The sequence below is a fragment of the Spongiibacter sp. genome (assembly GCF_984394615.1).
The window spans coordinates 1-18,825 of sequence record NZ_CFHTQA010000007.1 but is presented as its reverse complement, the minus strand read 5'-3'; the positions used below and the strand labels follow the sequence as shown (position 1 = coordinate 18,825).

At 59.2% G+C, this 18,825-nt stretch carries 16 protein-coding genes; 11 read left to right on the top strand and 5 right to left on the bottom strand.

Annotated elements, in window-relative coordinates:
* Positions 1–116: 116 nt before the first annotated feature.
* From pilG to AC5DB9_RS04410, 6 genes are all read left to right on the top strand, one after another.
* Positions 117–506, top strand: a complete 390-nt coding sequence (pilG, locus tag AC5DB9_RS04435) for a twitching motility response regulator PilG (RefSeq protein ID WP_022959131.1) — start codon at positions 117–119, stop codon at positions 504–506.
* Positions 507–594: 88 nt separating this feature from the next.
* The gene (gene pilH, locus AC5DB9_RS04430; protein WP_022959132.1) at positions 595–957 is read left to right on the top strand and encodes a twitching motility response regulator PilH; all 363 of its coding nucleotides are present in this window, start codon (positions 595–597) and stop codon (positions 955–957) included.
* A 16-nt stretch (positions 958–973) separates the two neighbouring features.
* Positions 974–1,513, top strand: a complete 540-nt coding sequence (locus tag AC5DB9_RS04425) for a chemotaxis protein CheW (RefSeq protein WP_272989041.1) — start codon at positions 974–976, stop codon at positions 1,511–1,513.
* Positions 1,514–1,563: 50 nt separating this feature from the next.
* Positions 1,564–3,585 (top strand): methyl-accepting chemotaxis protein, encoded by a 2,022-nt coding sequence (locus AC5DB9_RS04420; RefSeq protein ID WP_022959134.1) that lies wholly within the window; start codon positions 1,564–1,566, stop codon positions 3,583–3,585.
* Between the two features lie 66 nt (positions 3,586–3,651).
* Positions 3,652–8,919, top strand: a complete 5,268-nt coding sequence (locus tag AC5DB9_RS04415) for a hybrid sensor histidine kinase/response regulator (protein ID WP_272989037.1) — start codon at positions 3,652–3,654, stop codon at positions 8,917–8,919.
* The gene (locus AC5DB9_RS04410) at positions 8,916–9,407 is read left to right on the top strand and encodes a chemotaxis protein CheW (RefSeq protein ID WP_022959136.1); all 492 of its coding nucleotides are present in this window, start codon (positions 8,916–8,918) and stop codon (positions 9,405–9,407) included. The genes AC5DB9_RS04415 and AC5DB9_RS04410 overlap by 4 nt, the downstream gene beginning before the upstream one ends.
* Here AC5DB9_RS04410 and AC5DB9_RS04405 read toward each other — a convergent pair.
* Together AC5DB9_RS04405 and argA are read right to left on the bottom strand one after the other, a co-directional pair.
* Positions 9,404–10,132 (bottom strand): 16S rRNA (uracil(1498)-N(3))-methyltransferase, encoded by a 729-nt coding sequence (locus AC5DB9_RS04405; RefSeq protein ID WP_272989032.1) that lies wholly within the window; start codon positions 10,130–10,132, stop codon positions 9,404–9,406. The genes AC5DB9_RS04410 and AC5DB9_RS04405 overlap by 4 nt on opposite strands.
* 17 nt (positions 10,133–10,149) lie before the next feature.
* Complete coding sequence (gene argA, locus AC5DB9_RS04400) at positions 10,150–11,460, bottom strand: amino-acid N-acetyltransferase (RefSeq protein WP_272989029.1); 1,311 nt, start codon at positions 11,458–11,460, stop codon at positions 10,150–10,152.
* Positions 11,461–11,549: 89 nt separating this feature from the next.
* On the opposite strand from argA, the gene AC5DB9_RS04395 reads away from it, so the two are divergent.
* Both AC5DB9_RS04395 and AC5DB9_RS04390 read left to right on the top strand, forming a co-directional pair.
* Entirely contained in the window at positions 11,550–12,425 is an 876-nt protein-coding gene (locus AC5DB9_RS04395; RefSeq protein ID WP_272989027.1) for a hypothetical protein, read from the top strand.
* A gap of 58 nt (positions 12,426–12,483) precedes the next feature.
* Positions 12,484–13,140, top strand: a complete 657-nt coding sequence (locus AC5DB9_RS04390; protein ID WP_272989024.1) for a 2OG-Fe(II) oxygenase — start codon at positions 12,484–12,486, stop codon at positions 13,138–13,140.
* Here the strand turns inward: AC5DB9_RS04390 and AC5DB9_RS04385 are convergent.
* Entirely contained in the window at positions 13,137–13,763 is a 627-nt protein-coding gene (locus tag AC5DB9_RS04385; protein ID WP_022959141.1) for a class I SAM-dependent methyltransferase, read from the bottom strand. The genes AC5DB9_RS04390 and AC5DB9_RS04385 overlap by 4 nt on opposite strands.
* Positions 13,764–13,915: 152 nt before the next feature.
* Here AC5DB9_RS04385 and AC5DB9_RS04380 point away from each other — a divergent pair, with 152 nt between their 5' ends.
* Positions 13,916–14,572 carry a glutathione S-transferase family protein gene (locus AC5DB9_RS04380; RefSeq protein ID WP_022959142.1) on the top strand — a complete coding sequence of 219 codons (657 nt, stop codon included), beginning with the start codon at positions 13,916–13,918 and terminating at the stop codon, positions 14,570–14,572.
* A 17-nt stretch (positions 14,573–14,589) separates the two neighbouring features.
* Here AC5DB9_RS04380 and AC5DB9_RS04375 read toward each other — a convergent pair whose 3' ends face one another.
* Entirely contained in the window at positions 14,590–16,488 is a 1,899-nt protein-coding gene (locus AC5DB9_RS04375; RefSeq protein WP_273009698.1) for an ATP-binding cassette domain-containing protein, read from the bottom strand.
* A gap of 27 nt (positions 16,489–16,515) precedes the next feature.
* Between AC5DB9_RS04375 and AC5DB9_RS04370 the strand changes: the two genes are divergently transcribed.
* Positions 16,516–17,001, top strand: coding sequence for a TIGR02444 family protein (locus AC5DB9_RS04370; RefSeq protein WP_272991219.1), 486 nt, complete (start codon positions 16,516–16,518; stop codon positions 16,999–17,001).
* Positions 17,002–17,008: 7 nt separating this feature from the next.
* On the opposite strand, the gene AC5DB9_RS04365 is transcribed toward AC5DB9_RS04370, so the two are convergent.
* Positions 17,009–17,836, bottom strand: coding sequence for a hypothetical protein (locus tag AC5DB9_RS04365; protein WP_272991218.1), 828 nt, complete (start codon positions 17,834–17,836; stop codon positions 17,009–17,011).
* 157 nt (positions 17,837–17,993) lie between these two features.
* On the opposite strand from AC5DB9_RS04365, the gene bamJ reads away from it, so the two are divergent.
* Positions 17,994–18,707, top strand: a complete 714-nt coding sequence (gene bamJ / locus AC5DB9_RS04360; protein WP_028968338.1) for a BamJ family beta-barrel-assembly machinery protein — start codon at positions 17,994–17,996, stop codon at positions 18,705–18,707.
* Positions 18,708–18,825 lie beyond the last annotated feature (118 nt).

Here is an 18,825-nt window from a genome sequence, read left to right as displayed (position 1 = left end):
CTACACCCTAAGGGCGTGGCGGCCGCTGCCTTTACATGGTACAAAAAATGCCCCCGAGGGAATCGGCGCCAGATCGGTTCCGCCGGGAATCCCGTCAGCATAGGGTTAGAGAGTGTATGGACGTCAATTTTTCAGACCTGAAGGTCATGATCATCGATGACAGTAAGACGATTCGGCGCACAACAGAAACGCTGTTGGCCAAAGCCGGGTGCACGGTAGTCACCGCCATCGATGGTTTCGATGCCCTGGCCAAGATCGCCGACAGTAAGCCGGACATCATTTTTGTCGATATTATGATGCCGCGTCTGGACGGTTATCAGACCTGTGCACTGATCAAAAACAACAGTGAATTCAAAGACACACCGGTGATCATGCTGTCCAGTAAGGACGGCTTGTTCGATAAAGCGAAAGGCCGTATCGTTGGCTCCGACCAGTATCTGACCAAGCCCTTCAGCAAGAACGAACTGCTGGAAGCGATTCAGACACACGTCGCGGTAGAAGAATAACGATAACGCCAAAGGGAAGGCTGGAAAGCCAGAGATAATCCCGGCGCGCGCAAGTGCATAACTGGGAGTGCAACGCGAGAGGGACGCAATGCCACGAGTACTGATCGTCGATGATTCACCCACGGAGATCGTTAAACTCCGTCAGATCTTAAGCAAGCACGGCTACGATGTGCTGACCGCCGACAGTGGCGAGCAGGGCATGGAAATGGTGCGTGCCGAGCACCCGGATGTGGTGCTAATGGATATTGTGATGCCGGGCCTGAACGGTTTTCAGGCGACCCGCCAACTCAGTCGCGATCCCGCCACCAGCGCGGTGCCGGTCATTATCGTGACTACCAAGGATCAGGAAACGGACCGCCTGTGGGGACAACGTCAAGGCGCCAAGGGTTACCTGACCAAGCCGGTAGACGGTAAGCTGCTGATCAAAACCATCGAATCTGTTCTTAACTGAGGCGGCAAACGCATTCATGTCGGCAGCCGATCCCGCATTTCAGTATCTGGTTGATCTCGCCAGACGCAGCCGCCGCGATGCCGGTGAGCTGTCCGTGTCAAAAGAAAGCAGCGAATCCCTGTGGAGCGGTATAGGTTTTGCTGTAGGAAATCAGTACTGCGTTGTGCCGATGGGTGAAATCGCGGAAGTGATGAGCGAGCCGCCCACCACGCGCTTGCCGGGCGTAAAAAGCTGGATCAAGGGCGTCGCTAACGTGCGGGGTCGCTTACTGCCGCTGATGGACCTGTCGGCCTTTCTCGACAACAGTGTTACCGGTGCCCGTCATCAGCGACGGGTGATGGTGTTAGAGCGCGGCGATATCTACATTGGTCTGGTGGTGGATGACGTTTTCGGTATGCAGCATTTTCAAACGGATGCCTATTCTGAAACTGCCGACGTGCCGGACGCCTTGCAGCGTTTTGTCGGCGGCAGCTATCGGCAGGGCAGCCGACAGTGGGCACTGTTTCGCCCACTTAAACTGATGGAAGTCAGAGATTTTTACGATGTCGCGATATAACGCGGCACAGAACTACTACAACAAACGGGTCTTACCTGGAGTCGGGGCAAATGAAAGCAAAACCGGGAGATGGAGCAACGCTCAATACCGGACGCCGAGTCAGTGTGCTGGTACTGCTGATGCTGGTGGGGTTTATCGGGGCGGGCTTTAACACCTACGTTATTCTTCGCGATGCCAACTACGATCAGCGCTATCTGGAGCTGACCGGTGAAATGCGTCTGTATGCGCAGCAGCTGGCCAACTCTGCCCGTGAGGCGGCGCTGGGGGATGCGGCGTCTTTCGACACGCTGGCGCGTGCTCAGCGTAATTTTTCGGCGGTTCGCAGTGAGCTGGCGGAAGGCAGCAAAGATCTGCCGTCGCCTGCGGCCATGCTGGGCAATGATGTCGCGGAGCTGAATCGCCTGTGGGCGCAGGTCGACAGCGCGGCGGAAACCATTGTGGGTAACCGCGAGCGGATTTTGTTTCTCTACGATGTTGCCGCCAATCTCAACCAGTTGATTCCCCAATTACAGGAAGCCTACGAGCGTGTCGTGGGCATCATGCTTAAAGGCGGTGCTGCGGCGAATCAGGTAGCGATTGCCCAGCGCCAGTCACTGCTGTTGGAGCGTATCGCCCGCAACGTGGATCGCATGCTCGAAGGGACTGAAGCGGCGACTGCCGCGGCGGAGCAGTTTACGGTGGATGCCAATGAGTTTGGCACGGTGCTGCGCGCTATGCTGGCGGGCAACCGCGCTATCGGTGTGGATGCGGTGAAGGAATCCAGCGCTCGGGAGTTGTTGCAGCGTATTGGTCAGGACTTTCAGATGATCAGCGGCTCGGTGGATGAGATTTTCCAGGTGTCCCCGGAATTGCTGAAATCCGCGGGTTCGGCGACAACCATCGCCGTCAATGTGCCGGAAATCATGCAGGTGACCAGTAACCTCTCCAGCCGTATCGGTCGCCTCGACGAAGAACGCCCGTTGTCGGTGGTGTCGGCAATTGGCTTTGTGGGTCTGGTAGTGATTGCACTGGGTCTGTTGGGCATGAGTTCGATTCGCAGCACTCAGCGGCGCTTGAGCGCGACTGCGGAGACGAACGAGCGCAATCAGACGGCAATTCTGCGATTGCTCGATGAACTGGCCGACCTCGCTGACGGTGATCTCACCACCTCGGCAACCGTTACCGAAGATTTTACTGGCGCCATTGCGGACTCGATCAACTACACCATCGACCAGTTGCGCGTGCTTGTTTCGCAGATCAATGAAACCGCTCAGGACGTTTCCTTGGCAGCGCAGAGCTCTCAGGCCACCGCCCTGAATCTGGCGGAAGCCTCCGAAAGTCAGGCGCGCGAAATTGCCGGTGCGTCGGCGGCGATTACCGATATGGCGGCCAGTATCGATGAAGTATCCAGCAACGCCCGCGAGTCAGCGGCCGTAGCGCAGCGCTCGGTAGCGATCGCGAACACCGGCGCCGAGGTGGTGCAGAACACCATCAAGGGTATGGATAATATCCGCGAGCAGATTCAGGAAACGTCCAAACGTATCAAGCGGCTGGGTGAGTCGACGCAGGAAATCGGCGATATCGTGTCACTCATCAACGACATTGCCGACCAGACAAATATTCTGGCGTTGAACGCGGCGATTCAGGCGTCGATGGCCGGTGATGCCGGACGCGGCTTTGCGGTGGTTGCGGACGAGGTACAGCGTCTTGCGGAACGCTCATCGGGCGCCACCAAGCAGATTGAAGCGCTGGTAAAAACCATCCAATCCGACACCAATGAAGCGGTTATCTCGATGGAGCAGACGACCTCCGAGGTAGTGCGCGGTGCGCGTCTGGCTCAGGATGCAGGGGCGGCGCTGACCGAGATCGAAACCGTATCGCAGGAGCTGGCGGAGTTGATCGAGACGATCTCCAACGCGGCGGCCCACCAGTCGCGTTCGGCCGGTCAGATTTCCGCAACGATGAAAATTATTCAGGAAATCACTTCGCAGACCTCTGCGGGCAGTACCGAAACGGCGAAGTCCATCGGTGACCTGGCCAATATGACTGATGACCTGCGCAGCTCGGTAGCGGGCTTCACGTTACCCAATTAATTCGCCTGCGGGCGAGCCGGGCCAGACCGGAATTCTGGCCCGCCTATAGAATCCGGGTTCATGGCTATGAGCGATCGCCGAGATTACATCGCACTGGAATGGTTGAGCGACGAGGTCGTGGCGACTGTTCTCAACTGTGCAAGCACTATTCAATCGCGCCCGGATGCCGGGACCGATCCCGAAACGCTTGAGGTGCTGGCAGGACAGCTGCACCAGGCTCGGGGCAGTCTGCAGATGATCGAGTTCAGCGGTGCTGCCATGCTGCTGGAGGAGATGGAAAATACGGTTCGCCGAGCCGCCGATCGCAGTTTATTGGAACCCGAGAAGCAGGCTCTCACGCAGGCGGTCCAGCAGGCGGCGGAAGCCTTGCCGGGTTACTTTGCCGCGCTGCGTCGCGCCCGTCATGAACTCCCTGTACCGCTGATTTTGATTCTCAACGGCTTGCGCGCCGCGCAAGGTGACACACTGCTGTCCTCCGGATTGCTGTTTACAGCACGCCTGCCCTCGTCCGCGGTCGACGCCTCGGTATCCCGCGGTGACGCACAAGAACTGCTGACCAAGCTGCGGCAGATGTACCAGATCGCCTACAAGGCCTATGCGCGCGGCGAGTCCCCGGAAAAAAATCTCGGTTATCTGCAAAAGGTCTGCAGCCGCGCCGCGCGTCTGATTGCCGATCCCGCAGAACAATTGCTGTGGCAGGCCGCGGCGGCGGTATTAGAGGCTCATCTAGAGCAACAATTGCCGCTGTCGGAACTGCTGTTGCGACAGTTCCTCAAGGGCTTGGAGCGCGATATCACGCTGCTTTGTGGTGACGGGCAGGTACCGCGAAGCCGTCTTCTCGACGACATGGTGTTCTATGCGGCGTGCAGTGATAAATCCCCCGCGCTCTGGCAGCAACAGGGTTATGACGCGGCACTCCGCGATGTGATGTCGCAGAAGCTGTTCAGTCAGGGCGTGCGTGAACGACTGATTATGGCGCTGCGCGACTTGTCTGCCGAGTTGGATGGCGAGCAGCGCATTCCCGGGCAGGGAGAGCGGCTGGCGGAGCTCGGTGACTGCATGGCCATTCTCGGCCTGACGCCCCACCTCTACACCCTGCGTGCAGCGAGCGTCGCTGCTGAACAGCACAGTGCCAGTCAGCGCCTTGGACTGAGCAGAACGCTGGCTCGCATCGCCGATCAGTTGTCGGGTGAGGATGCTCAGCCGACGCTGCAGCTACCGCTCAGCGACGAGCGACGCTCGGTGATTACCGAGGTGCGTGAGGTACTCGCCGAGGTGCAGGAAGCGTTGATGAGCTATGTGGCTGAGCAGTGGCGGACCGACCACCTCCAGCCACTGCCTGACAAACTCGCGGAAACCGTCGAGACGCTGCGCAGTGCCGGTCTGGATGAGCCGGCCGCGCTGCTGGTGCAGGCGACAAGCTATATTTCCGAGCGACTGTTGACCGGCGAAGTGACGCCCGACTGGGCGCAACTGGATGCCCTCGCCGATGCGGTGACTTCGGTGGATTATTTCCTGGAGCGAAGTGCCGAAGGGGGCCGCAGTGAGGACCTCAGCCTGCTGCAGGTCGCCGCCGACTGCGTGGCCCGGCTCGGCTACCCATTACAGGGTGCCTCGGCCGAGAACATTGTTCAGTTGCCGTCCCGCGATACGGCTGAGCCGCCTGTCGACAGTGCTCCCGTCGATGATATTCCGCTTGCGCCGACACCGGCTATCGACAGCCCGGTTATCGACAGCCTGGACCCGGACGTACTGGATATCTTCCTGGAAGAGGCCAGGGAAGTGCAGCAGCACCTGGATGAGGTCCTGCCGCGCCTGGCCGATGAACTGCACGCCGATGCCTTGCTGGCGGAGGTGCGCCGGGCTTATCACACCCTTAAAGGCAGCGGGCGTATGGCGGGGGCCGTGCAGTTCGGTGAGTTCGCCTGGGCCATCGAGAACATGCTCAATAAAGTGGTGGAAGGGCACTTCACCATGGATGCTGCGCGGCTGGCGGTGGTAGAAGCGGCGAATGCCGAATTACCGGCATTGATCGACGCGCTGTCTCAATCCCAGCCTGTCGCGGATGATGCCTTGCTCGGTATCGTTGCGCAGGCCGAGGCGCTCAGCCGTGAGCAGACGCCAAATACCGCGCCACTGGTCTCTCCGGAACAGAACGAGCTGACAGCGGTATTTATTGGTGAGGCAGAGGTCCACCTCAAACAGGTCGAGCAGTTCCTCGACGGCGTTTACAGCTATCCCGTTGCCCTGAGTGACGAGCTGCAGCGGGCGCTGCATACGCTCAAGGGCTCATCGAAAATGGCAGAGGTGTGGCCGGTTGCCAAACTGATCACGCCGCTTGAGGGTTTGGTTAAAGAAGCACGGTCGATGCGGGTGCTGGCGGATGAGTCGCTGGTAACGCTGATCCGTGATGTGCTCGCGGCGACGCGAAAAATGGTACTGCGGCTGCGCCATCAGTCGCCCTCATCGCTGGATGTGCCAGAAGAGCTTCAGTCACGGGTTGAGCAGGCCATGAACGACATGCTCGCTCGCGCGGAAAGCAGCAATACTGTTCAGTCGGGGGAGTTGGCGCCAGGGGTTCTGACACAGTTCCTGATGACCTATGGCGATCATCTGCAACATCTCGCGGATCGCTTGCATGATAGCGGCGGCGTGAATGCGGCGCTGTTTGCCGATTTTGCCCCGACAATGGGGCAATTTGCCCAGCGCGCGGAAGACATTGGCAGTGAGAGTACTGCTGAAATGGCGCAGGCGCTGCAGGTTCTGTTCAGCCACGTCAGCGATCCTGTCAGCCCTGACTACCTTGCGCTGGTCGAGCGGGCTACCGATCAGTTGATGGAGGATCTCAACCAGATCGCCGCTGAACAAAGTGCTGGAGAAAACACCGACTTACTTGAGGCCTTGCGCGACTTTGAAAGCAGCTTGCGCAGTGACAACAGTGATCCAGCGCCCATAGCGGAAGAGCCGGTAGAAGGCGAGTTGCAACTATCCGAGCCCGAAGCCGTAGAGCCTGAGCCGGTGATGGATGTCGAGGTACCGGACGCGCTTTCGCAGCTTGAGGAAGATGACGTTGATCCCGAGATTTTGGCGATCTTTCTCGAAGAGGCGAGAGACCTGTTGGATGGCCTCGACACCGCCTTGCAGAACTGGAACGAGGATGTTGGCAATACCGTTTACCTCGACGATATTCTGCGCTTCCTCCACACCTTCAAGGGTGGTGCGCGACTGACAGGGCTGAGCCAGCTTGGTGACCTCAGCCACGAGATGGAGACTGACATTTCCGAGGCGCTGGCCGCACGTGAGCCGGATTTGCCGGCTTTGTTGAAGCGCGTGCAGCGGGCGCAGGACACACTCGTGTCGACAATGGATGCTCTGGGTGGCGACGAGCTGCCCATGGAGACCTTCGCAGATACCGACACCCTGCCGGCGCCGTTTGCCGATTACAGCCAGCCCGCCGCAACGCAACAGGACGTGGCGCGTCCACTGGGGCCGCGTGCGCCGCAGGAAATGATCAAGGTCCCTTCCGAACTGTTGGAGCGCTTGATCAACCTCGCCGGGGAAACCTCGATCGCCCGCGGTCGCCTGGGTGAACAGGTCAACGATGTTCACTTCTCGCTGGATGAGATGGAAATGACCGTCGAGCGCCTGCAGGAGCAGGTGCGGCGGCTGGATATGGAAACGGAAGCACAAATCATCCACCGTCAGGAGCAGATGGAAAGCGAGGGTGCCGAAGGCTTTGATCCGCTGGAGTTCGACCGCTACTCGCAGCTTCAGCAACTGTCGCGGGCACTGCTGGAATCGGCGTCTGATCTGGTCGATCTGCGCAACACCGTACTGGATAAAAGCCGCGACATGGAAACCCTGCTGATTCAGCAGTCGCGGGTCAACACCGAGCTTCAGGAAGGCCTGATGCGATCGCAGATGGTGCACTTTGCGCGGATGGTGCCGCGCCTACGTCGCGGTGTTCGCCAGCTCTGTGGTGAGCTGGGCAAGGATGTGGACTTCAAGGTCTACAACGCCGAAGGCGAGATGGACCGCCGGGTGCTGGAGCGCATTATTCCGGCACTGGAACACATGCTCCGCAACGCGATTGACCACGGTATCGAGGCCGGTGATCAGCGTTTGGCGGCGGGCAAAGCGGCCCAAGGTGAAGTCAGTATGCGCTTCAGTCGCCAGGGCGGGGATGTCGTCATTACCATTAGCGATGATGGTGCCGGTATTGATTTGGAGGCAGTGCGCAAGAAGGCTGAACGACTGGGTCTGGTCGACGCGGATACCTCGCTCAGTGAGCGCCAACTGCTCGATTTTATCTTCCATGCCGGTTTCAGTACCGCCGACAACATTACGCAAATTTCGGGTCGCGGCGTGGGCATGGACGTGGTCCACAGCGAAATCAAACAGCTCGGTGGCTCGATTGAAGTCAGTACCGAGCGCGGTGTTGGCAGTCGCTTCGAAATTCGTCTGCCGTTTACCGTATCCGTTAACCGCGCGCTGATGGTCAGCGTGGGCGGCGAAGTCTACGCCGTGCCATTGAACAATATCGAAGGGATTGTGCGGGTCAGTCCCTATGAACTCGAGGTGTACTACGAGGATGGCGGCCCGGACTTCGAATACGCCGGTCGCCAGTACAATCTGCGTTATATGGGGCAGTTACTGGGAGTGCAATCGCCGCATCTCGACGGCCAGCTAGAGCCGCGTCCGGTACTGCTGATCCGCAACGCCGAGCCGCCGACGGCGGTTCAAGTCGACTCGTTGATGGGCTCGCAGGAAGTGGTGGTGAAAACCCTGGGGCCCCAGTTTGCGGCGGTGCCGGGATTGTCGGGGGCGACAGTGCTGGGCGATGGCAGCGTGGTGGTGATTCTCGACATGCTGGCCAGCATCCGCGCTGAGGCTGCGCGGCGAATGCTGAATATCGCCGATCCGATGGCGCTGGCGCCCGCCGATCATCTCGTCAAGCATGTGATGGTGGTCGATGATTCGGTAACCGTTCGCAAGGTGACGTCGCGTCTGCTGGAGCGGCAGCGAATGAAAGTGACCCTGGCGAGGGACGGCATGGAGGCGTTGAGCCAGTTACAGGAAATGGAACCTCTGCCTGACGTGATGCTGCTGGATATCGAAATGCCGAGGATGGATGGCTTTGAGGTGGCTGGACATATGCAGAGCAATCCACGCCTGCAGAATATCCCCATTATCATGATCAGCTCGCGGACCGGGCAGAAGCACCGGCAGCGCGCGGCGGGTCTGGGGGTAGATTGTTTCCTCGGCAAGCCCTACCAGGAAATACAACTGCTGAAAGCCATTGACGATGTGCTTTCCAAGGTGGAAATAGAATGACCCAGGCTCTGCCCGATACCTCGCTGGCCAATCTGATTATGCCGATCAGCGGCGGAGCGCTGCTGTTGCCCAACAGTTGCGTGGCCGAGGTGGCCAGCGCGCGTCAGCTCAGTTCTGCGATGGCCTCTGATTGCCTGTTGGGGATGTTGCGCTGGCGGCAGCAGGAAATTCCTCTGCTGTGTTTCGAAGGGCTGCGCGATGGCGAGATGCCAGCGGCTCCCCCGCTGCGCCACGTGGCCGTTATGACGGGCTTAAGGAATCCGGAGCGCCTGCCGCACTATGCGATTCTGCTGGCGTCGGTGCCGCACTTACTCAGCTTGAATACACAGGACGTTCATACTGTGGATCGCCACGAGGCGCTGGAAGCGGTCTATGCCGAAGTAGAGGTTCATGGGCAGCGTCTGCTGATTCCCGATGTGGATGTGGTAGAACAGCGTATTCTCAACGAGCTGTGGCCGCCGGAACGCGAAACCGAGTCGCAGGACTAGCTCATATCGCCCCAGCGCGACTGCAAAATACTGATGGCTGCTAACGGTGCGGTTTCGGTGCGCAGAATCCTCGGCCCCAGTCTCAGAGGGGCAAAACCCTTGTCCAGGCTCGCCGTCACTTCCTGTTCACTGAGGCCGCCTTCGGGGCCCACCAGCAGTGAGATGCTGCCCGGAGCAGAGCTATTGTGGGCGTCGGCGTGATGGGGGCTTAACACCAGTTTGCAGTCGGCCTTGCAGTCGCTAAGCCACTGGTCGAGGGGCTGTGGTGCGAGGAGATCGACAAGCTGGCTGCGCCCCGACTGTTCGCAGGCACTGATCATCACCTGCTGCCAGTGCTGCCACTTCTTGTCTTCACGCTGCGCATCCAGCTTCACATCCACCCGCTCGCTATACAGGGGGGCGATGCGCGCCACTCCCAGTTCCGTCGCCTTCTGAACGACCCAATCGAAGCGATCGCCTTTGGAGAGTCCGACCCCAAGTTCGATGCGCAGTGGTGACTCCCGGTCCAGCGTGGGCTCAGCCTCGAGAATTTCGCAGCGCAGCTCCCGGCGTCCGGCCGCAGTCACTGTCGCGCGATAGTCGCAGCCATCGCCGTTAAATAGGCGCAGCTCGCGGCCCACCTTCATCCGCAGGACCTGGCCGAGGTAGTGGGCCGCGCGTTCTTCCAGTTGCAGTTCGTTGCCGCTACTCAAGGCCTGGCTGGTATAAATGCGGGGGATACGCATACTGATTCCTGAAATAACTACGCCAGCGTTTTGATAAAGGCTTTGGAATTGCGCTGAAAATTGTAGAGCTTCTGTTTGGCGGCAGGCAGCTCGGTAAACGGCGCCTGCACATAGCCCTGCTCCTGAAACCAGTGCGAAGTTTGCGTGGTTAACACAAACACCCGCTCCAGCCCGTGGCTGCGTGCGTCCCGTTCAAGCTGGCGCAGCAGGCGTTCGGCGCGGTCAGCGCCCCGGTAATCCGGGTGGGTGGCCACACAGGCGATTTCGCCAATCTTTTCGTCGCCATAGGGGTAGAGCGCCGCACAGGCGATGACCATGCTGTCGCGCACAATAATTTTGAAGTGGCCGATTTCGTTTTCCAGCAACTCTCGGGAGCGCTTGAGCAGCACGCCCTTGGTTTCTAAGGGCTCGATAATGCCGAGAATACCGCCGATGTCGTCGATGGTGGCGGTATGGAGCTGCTCGTAGTGCTCCTGGGTAACCAGCGTTCCCGCTCCGTCGCGGGTAAACAGCTCGCGCAGCAGGGCACCATCGTCGCGATAGGAGACAATATGGCAGCGATCGATGCCGAGGTCCCCGGCATCGACGGTGGCCTGCACAATGCTGTCGAGGCTCAGTTCCGGCTGCCGGGCCAGTTCGGCATCCACATCGCGGTACTCGCACTGGCGAATAAGCTCTCCCGACGGGTCTAATAGTCCGGCTTCGTCTGTCAGCAGAATCAGCTTGTCGGCCTTGATGGCAACGGCGGTATGCACCGCCACGTCTTCGGCGCTGAGATTAAATATCTCTCCGGTCGGGGAGTAACCCAGCGGTGACAGCAGCACAATATGCTGCTGATCCAGTTGCTGGCGCAGTGCGGTGGCGTCGACCTTGCGGACCACGCCAGTGTGTTTGAAGTCGATGCCGTCGAGCACGCCCATCGGTCTGGCGGTGACGTAGTTGCCGGAACTGACGCGAATGGCGGCCCCGTGCATGGGTGAGTTGGCCACACCCATCGACAGCAAGGCTTCGATGTGCGCGCGCAGTGAGCCTGCCGCGTCGGTCACACAGCGCAATTCCTGTTCGTCGGTAATGCGCAGGTCATTGTGAAACTGGCTTTGCAGACCGGCGCTGGCGACGCGCTCTTCGATTTGCGGTCGGGCACCGTGAACCAGTACCAAACGCACACCAAGGCTGTTCAGCAGGGCAATATCGTGGACAATATTGGCAAAATTGCTGTCCGCTACCGCTTCGCCACTGAGCAGCATGACAAAGGTTTTGCCGCGATGGGCATTGATGTAGGGCGCAGAATTTCTAAACCACTTAACGTAATCGGTTTGCTCTGACATGGCGCGGGCCGCTCGCTGCATTAACGGGAGTATTTTGTTTGTATGCTCAGTAGCTTACAAGGCATTTTTATGAAATGCATGGGCTGTGGATGACTGACGGGACGGCGGCAGACATCTCCCCCGCGCTCGCCGCCTGGGGCGAGGCGCTGCGGGACGACATTGACGCGCACTTTGCCGAGGCCCATCAGCGTGTGGAGTCGGTGTACCGCCAGCATTTTCGCTCGCTGCCGACGGTGCTCCAGCGACACTGGCAGTATCGGCGCGATGTACCAGCAGATCTGGCGGCGCTGCCGCGCAGTGTATGGCGGCTTGTTAGTCGTCGCGGAAAAAGTGAGCGCCCACTGACGGGGAAGGAGCAGGCGATAGCGCAGTTGATCGCCGTAGACGTACTGGACCTCGATGGTCTGCAGGCCCGGTTGTTCCAGCGTCTCGAAAGCCACCCGGATTACCGCCCCGAGACGGTGGATGCCTTGCGGGCCGAGCTGGCAGGTGATCCCGAGCAGGCCGCGCAGCGACTGCGGGAGGCGGTGGCGCGTTGGGGACTCAGTCAGGACAGCAGCCGCGATCTGCTGCTGTTTTTGGTGCTGGGATTGGCGGGGCGAGGGCTGAGCGACAAAGTGCTGTTTGGCAGTGCCTCGCTGATCGGGATGTCGGCTGCCAGCTCGCTATACCTGTCTCAGCAGGGGTGGTTGGCGGCCTGGTGGGCGAGCTGGTTTGGTGTGCCGGGCTGGGTGACGCTGGGCGGCGCAGCCGCGGGGGTGGTCGGCGTGATGGCGCTGACGCCGGTGCTGGCGCCGTTTATTGAGTGTGGCTTTAACCGGCTGTGGCGTCGCCAGCGCCTGCATCGCTTGCTGGACGAAGTTCACCGGCAATTGCGTCCGCCATTGCGGGAGCACCTCTGGCAATACGGCAGTTATCTGCAGTTCCTGCCTGACCTTTTGCAACTGCTGCGACAGTTGCGCTAAAACCACGTGCCCACACTGCATAAGGCAGCTACACTGCGCCAAACTGTGGAGAGCTGCCGTGACCGCCGAATCAATCATTACCGCGCCTGATCGCGAGCTGCTGTTTGATCAGATTGCCGATGAGCTGGAGTTACGCGGCTACGCGGTACTGCCTGTTGCACTCCCCGCAGAACTTGCCGAGCAATTACTGCTGCGCGTGATTGAGCTGGGCGACGGGGCCTTTAAGCCCGGCGGGGTGGGGCGTCAGTCTGACTATCAACAAAACCGCCTCGTGCGCAGCGATGAAATTCGCTGGTTTACCGCCGAAGACGCCGCGGAAGCGGCGTATCTGGAGTGGATGAATGCGCTGCGCGAGGGCATGAATCGCCGCCTGTTTCTCGGCTTGTTTGACTACGAGTGCCACTTCGCCCGCTATGCGCCGGGCAGCTTTTACCGCAAGCATGTGGATGCCTTTCGGGGCCGCAGCAATCGCGTTCTGTCGACGGTTTACTACCTGAATCCGGGATGGACGGCGGCCGATGGTGGCCAGCTATTGATCTATGGCGACCGCGATGAGCTGACGGACAGTGTGATTCCGCTGATGGGAACGCTGGTGGTGTTTCTCAGTGAGAAAGTGCCTCATGAGGTGAGTGCGGCCAAGCGACTTCGCCACAGCATTGCTGGCTGGTTCAGGGTGAATACCAGCCTCGGCCCGCACATCGACCCACCTGCTTAAATCCGGCGTAACACGCCCAGGCTGTTCACCCGCTCAAGCGGTTCAAATAACCCGGAGGCCAGTGCCAGCCGGTAAATGGCGATAGGCGCTTGCCCGCCTTCTTCGGGGGCCGTAAACAGGTCGTGAATGGCGAGAATGCCGCCGCGCTGAATGTGCATGGCCCAGCAGCGATAATCACTGAGGGCGGCCTCCAGGCTGTGACCGCCATCGATAAACACCATGGCCAGAGGCGTTTGCCAGTGCTTGGCGCAGACTTCCGACGGGGCGACCAGCGGGACAACCCATTCCTCAAAACCGGCGCGGCGTATATTGCGGCGAAATTCCGCAAGCGTGTCGAAGCGCGCCTCTTCGGCGTTGTACAGCTCCGGGTCGTGAAACATCTCGCCAAGCTGATGCTCTTCTGAACCGATATGGTGATCCACGGCGTATACCACAGCGGTAGCTGGCGCGGTGTCGCGACAGGCCTGAGCCAGATACAACGTGGATTTGCCGCAGTAGCTGCCCACCTCCAGCAGTGCGCCGTTGGCCGCTTGCTCGCAGCCATATCGGTACAGGGCGTCTGCCTCGTCGTCGGCGAGAAAGCCTTTTACTAGAGAAACATCAATGGGCAGAGAAACGGCCATGGGGGTCACCGGGAGTTGAAAGAGGCAAAACCTTAGCCAAACTGCGACGGCGGAGCAACTTACCATCCTGTCAGCTTTCCCGCAGCCGCGGCTTGCGCCATACTCGTCGCGGTCTTTTGCGTTCTGTTTACGATAAAAATTTGGGGAATATCATGCTTAAACTGTACGGTTTTGCGGTCAGCAATTACTTCAATATGGTCAAGCACAGCTTGCTGCACAAGGGCGTGGACTTCGACGAAGTCACTGTCTATCCGAATGCCGGAGCGGACTATCTGAGCAAGAGCCCCATGGGTAAGGTGCCCTGTATCGAGACGGAAAACGGCTGCCTGGCAGAAACCAGTGTGATTCTCGACTACCTGGAAGCCCGGTACCCGCAGCAGCCCCTGTATCCAGCCGACCCGTGGCAGCGCGCCAAATGTCTCGAGCTCATGAAAGTGGCTGAGTTGTATCTGGAACTGCCCGCGCGGCGCTTACTGCCAGTGGTGCTGGCTGGCGCTCCGGCTGACGAAAAGACCGTGGCAGAAGTCAAAGAGCTGATGGATAAAGGGATTGCCGCGGTCACGGCGTTGGCCCAGTTCAAGCCCTATGTTCTCGGCGACTCCCTGACCCTGGCGGATATTGTCTTGCGATACGCGATGGTCGTGGCTGATCTGGTGGGCGGCGCGGTCTTTCAGCGTGATATTGCGGCTGAAGTTGCGGGTATGGCAGAGTGGAAAGCGATGATGGCCTCGTCGCCAATCAGTCAGCAATTGGATGCCGATACCAACGACGCTATGGCGGCCTTTCTGGCAATGCTGAAAGGCAAATGAGCGTTGCGGGGCGGCGCTCAGGCGCCGTCCATCTCAGCCTCGAGTACTTCCATTTCTTCCTGTAGTCCCAGCCAGCGTTCCTCAACGTCGTCGTTTTCACTGCGCAGTGAAGCCTGTTCGGCGAGCAGGGTTTTCAGTGTGTCCTTGTTCGCATCGCTGTAAAGTTCGCTGTCGGCGAGGGTCTCTTCCAGCTTGGCGAGCTGGTCCTGCAACTGCTGCATGCGCTTGTCGAGTTTCTGAATCTCTTTGCGCAGCGGGGCAAGCTGGGCGCGCTTCGCTGCGGCGTCCTGACGGGCTTTCTTTTTGTCGACCGGGGCCTCGGCGGCGACACTCCCCTGCGGGCGCGTTCCGGCATCTTTGTTACGCGCCAGCAGCCACAGGCGATAATCGTCCAGGCTGCCGTCAAAGGCGTCGACGCGTCCCTGATCCACCAATAGCAGTTCGTCTACGGTGTTGCGAAGCAGGTGACGGTCGTGAGACACCACGATCACCGCGCCCTCAAATTCCTGCAGGGCGGTCGTCAGGGCGTGGCACATTTCCAGGTCGAGATGGTTGGTGGGTTCGTCGAGCAGCAGCATATTGGGTCGCTGCCAGACGATAATTGCCAGCGCCAGCCGAGCTTTCTCACCCCCTGAAAAGTGTCGGCAATGCCCCTCGGCGCGTTCGCCTCGGAAGTTGAAGCCGCCCAGGAAATTGCGAATATCCTGCTCCCGGGCCTCGGGGCGCAGGCGCTGCAATTGCAGGATTGGGCTGGCGTCCAGATCGAGAGATTCGAGCTGATGCTGATGGAAGTAACCCATCCGCAGGTGTTCTCCCCCTTGCCGCTGGCCGGAGAGCAGTGGCTGGGTGCCCGCGAGGGATTTCATCAGCGTGGATTTGCCCGCGCCGTTGGCACCGAGCAGGCCGATACGACTGCCGGGGTGAATACTCAGGTTCACGCCGCTGAGCAGGGGCTGGCTGTAACCGAGATCCGCCTGCGAGAGATTGAGCAGTGGGTCGGAGACCTGACCGGGTTCGTAGAAGCGAAACTTAAAAGGCGAATCGACGTGCGCGGGGGCGATTTCTTCCATTCGCTCAAGGGCTTTCAGTCGACTCTGAGCCTGTTTGGCTTTACTGGCTTTGGCGCGGAAACGACGCACAAAGTCTTCCATATGAGCGCGCTCGGCCTGCTGTTTCTCAAAGGCTTGCTGCTGCTGGGCCAGCCGTTCGGCGCGCTGGCGCTCAAAGGCGCTGTAATTGCCCCGGTAACGGTGCAACTGGTGATTTTCAAGATGCACCACCACATCACAGCAGGCATCGATGAAATCCCGGTCGTGGGAGATCAGCATCAGTGTGCCTTCATAGCGGCGCAGCCATTGCTCCAGCCACAGGCTGGCATCGAGGTCGAGGTGGTTTGTGGGTTCGTCGAGCAGTAACAGGTCTGAGGGACACATCAGCGCCTGCGCGAGATTCAGGCGAATACGCCAGCCGCCGGAAAAGGCATTGACCGGGCGTTCGATCTCGCCCAGTCCGAATCCCAGCCCTTGCAGCAATCGCTCGGCATCGCTGCGAATCTGGTAGGCGTGAATGACCTCCAGTTCCGACAGCAGCTCGGCCAGGTGGTGGTCGTCTTCGCAGCCGGCGATTTCCGCCTCAATGCGGCGGTATTCGTGGTGGCCGTCGATCACGTATTCAATCGCCGGGCGTTCGCTGGCATCTACTTCCTGGCGCATCTGGGCGATCTGCCAGTTGGCAGGCAGCCGCAGTTCCCCGCTGTCGTAGGCGAGTTCGCCGGAGAGCAGTTTAAACAGGCTGGATTTGCCGCTGCCATTGGCGCCGACCAGGGCCAGGTTTTCGCCGGGGTTTACCCGCAGCGAGGCCGACTCTAGCAGCGCTTTGCCGCCGCGTTGTAAGCTGAGATCTGTCATTTCAATCATGGGGCGCGATTATAGCGTGGAGAATTCATGGCGTCGGTAGATTTCGCAGCTCAGCCATCGGTTTTATGGGACTTTGTCTGTCGCAGCTATGCTCGACCGGGGGTGGCTGAGGCTTGTCTGCACGTTCAGGACGAGCACGGCGTGGATGTCTTGTTGCTGCTGTCAGCGGCCTGGCTGGCGACGCAGGGCCAGCGGCTGACACCTGAGCGCCTTACCGAGCTGAAGAGCTGTTGCCAGCCACGGCGCGAGCAGTTGATTGAACCCCTGCGTAGGATGCGCCGGGCGCAGCGCCCGGAAAATGATCATTCTGAGGAGCAGCAGGCACTTTATGAGGCGCTGAAGGCGGCGGAGCTGGCGGCGGAGCGACGCCAAGTATTGGTGCTGGAAACACTTATGCTGCGCTGGCCCGTCGATGGTCACAACGGCGTATTGTTGCTGGAGAATCTGCGGATGACGGCATCGGAGGGAGCATTGCCGACACTGAAACAGTTGTCGGCGCTGCTCGCAGAGTAAGCGCTGTTCAGAAATCGTCGAACAGGCTTGCCAGGCGATCTTCGACCTTGTCGGGATGGCTGGGGATATCACTCATCGGCTTGGGACGCTTTGAGCGTCTGGCTTCTTCCCGCGGCTTACTGGCCTTTTTTGCCGGCGCCGGTTTAGTCGTTGCCGGAGCGACGGCAGTTTTCTGTTCATCCGCCTTTGCCTTTACGGCTGCTTTCTTGGCGGTGGCCTGGGTGGCAGTTTTCGCTTTCTGGCCATCGGTTTTATTGCCTGCCGGTGTTTTGCTTGTCGCCGGGCTCTGTTTGGAGGGAGCCGACTCGGCGGCGGGTTTGGCGGCTGGCTGGGGTTTACGGCTGGTGCCGGAAGGCGATTTGCGAGGGGTAGGGGCTTTTGCGGGTGTTTCTGCTGGGGGCTTTTTAAAGGCTTTATCTGCGTCGCTCATGGCTTTGGCGACAGCTTTTTCCTTTCTGAGCTGAAGCTTCAGGTTCAAGGCTTCACTCTGTCGTTGTGCGAGATCGGCCTGTGCGGTCTCCAGCGCGGCCCCGGCTTTTTCCAGGCTCTCCTCTGCCCGCTTTATCAGGCTGGGTTTGGCGCCCTGTTTTTCCTGTAATCGCTGTTTGGCTTCGGTGACGGTCTGGCGGGCTTTGTCCACCCTCGATTTCTGAATTTCTACTGCCTTTTCAACGGCTTGAAGTTGGCTTTCCAGCGCATTGAGCTGTTTTGTACGAAGGGATTCCAGTTCCGACTGCAGTCGTTGCAGCTCGTCGATGGCTTGCTCTTTTGCTTTTTTCTTATTGAACACCATAGCCCAGGCTCGCAGGATGATTAAAAATCCGTCAATTTCCATTATACAAACTTGTCGCCGGGAAGCTATTGGCGTGATGCAGGTGATTTCACATCCGCGTCACTGTGTATGGGTGAACGCTTGTGGCAGACTATGGTCTGATTGACTGTTGCCAGGATGAGGGCGGCAGCAAAACATTCCCCAAAATTAAGGTAGTTGCATGAAGAAAACAGTTATTAGTGCAGTGGTAATGAGTGGCTTGCTGGTTGCCTGTGGTGGAAAATCTGCAGAGCCTTCGCTCGATTCGGAGATCGCCAAAGTCAGCTATGGCATCGGCGCCAATATCGGTTCGCGCTTCGGTGAAGACCTGCCACTGGACGTTGACGCTTTCAGCGCCGGTGTGCGTGATGCGCTGAGCGGCGGTGAGCTGAAAATGAGCGACGAAGAGATTATGTCTACCTTGCAGGCCTATCAGCAAAAGCAGATGGCTGAACGGCAGGAAGAAGCTCAAGCTGTTGCTGATACCAACAAAGAAGCCGCTGACGCGTTCTTCGCAGAGAATGCCGGTAAAGAAGGCGTGGTGACTACTGAAAGCGGCTTGCAGTACACCGTTGTGGAAGAAGGTGACGGCGCCAGCCCCACGGCTGAAGACGTTGTAGAAGTGCACTACGAAGGTACATTGCTGGATGGCAGTGTCTTCGACAGCTCGTATCAGCGCGGTGAAACGGTCAGCTTCCCGGTCAACGGGGTGATTCCCGGCTGGACTGAGGCGCTGCAGTTGATGAAGGTCGGTGCCAAGTGGAAACTGTATATTCCCTCTGAGCTGGCTTACGGTGCCGGTGGTGCAGGTCAGATGATTGGGCCTAACGCAGCACTGGTATTCGATGTTGAGCTGATCGGCATTGAGGGCGACGATAAGGCGGAGGAGAAGTAAGCTTCCGTTTCTTCGCTGACAGAAAAAAGCCCCAACCATTGGTCGGGGCTTTTTTTCGCCTGATGTCCCGTCCTGAAATAGGTTTACACCCATGAGGCCTATTTATGGATACCACTAC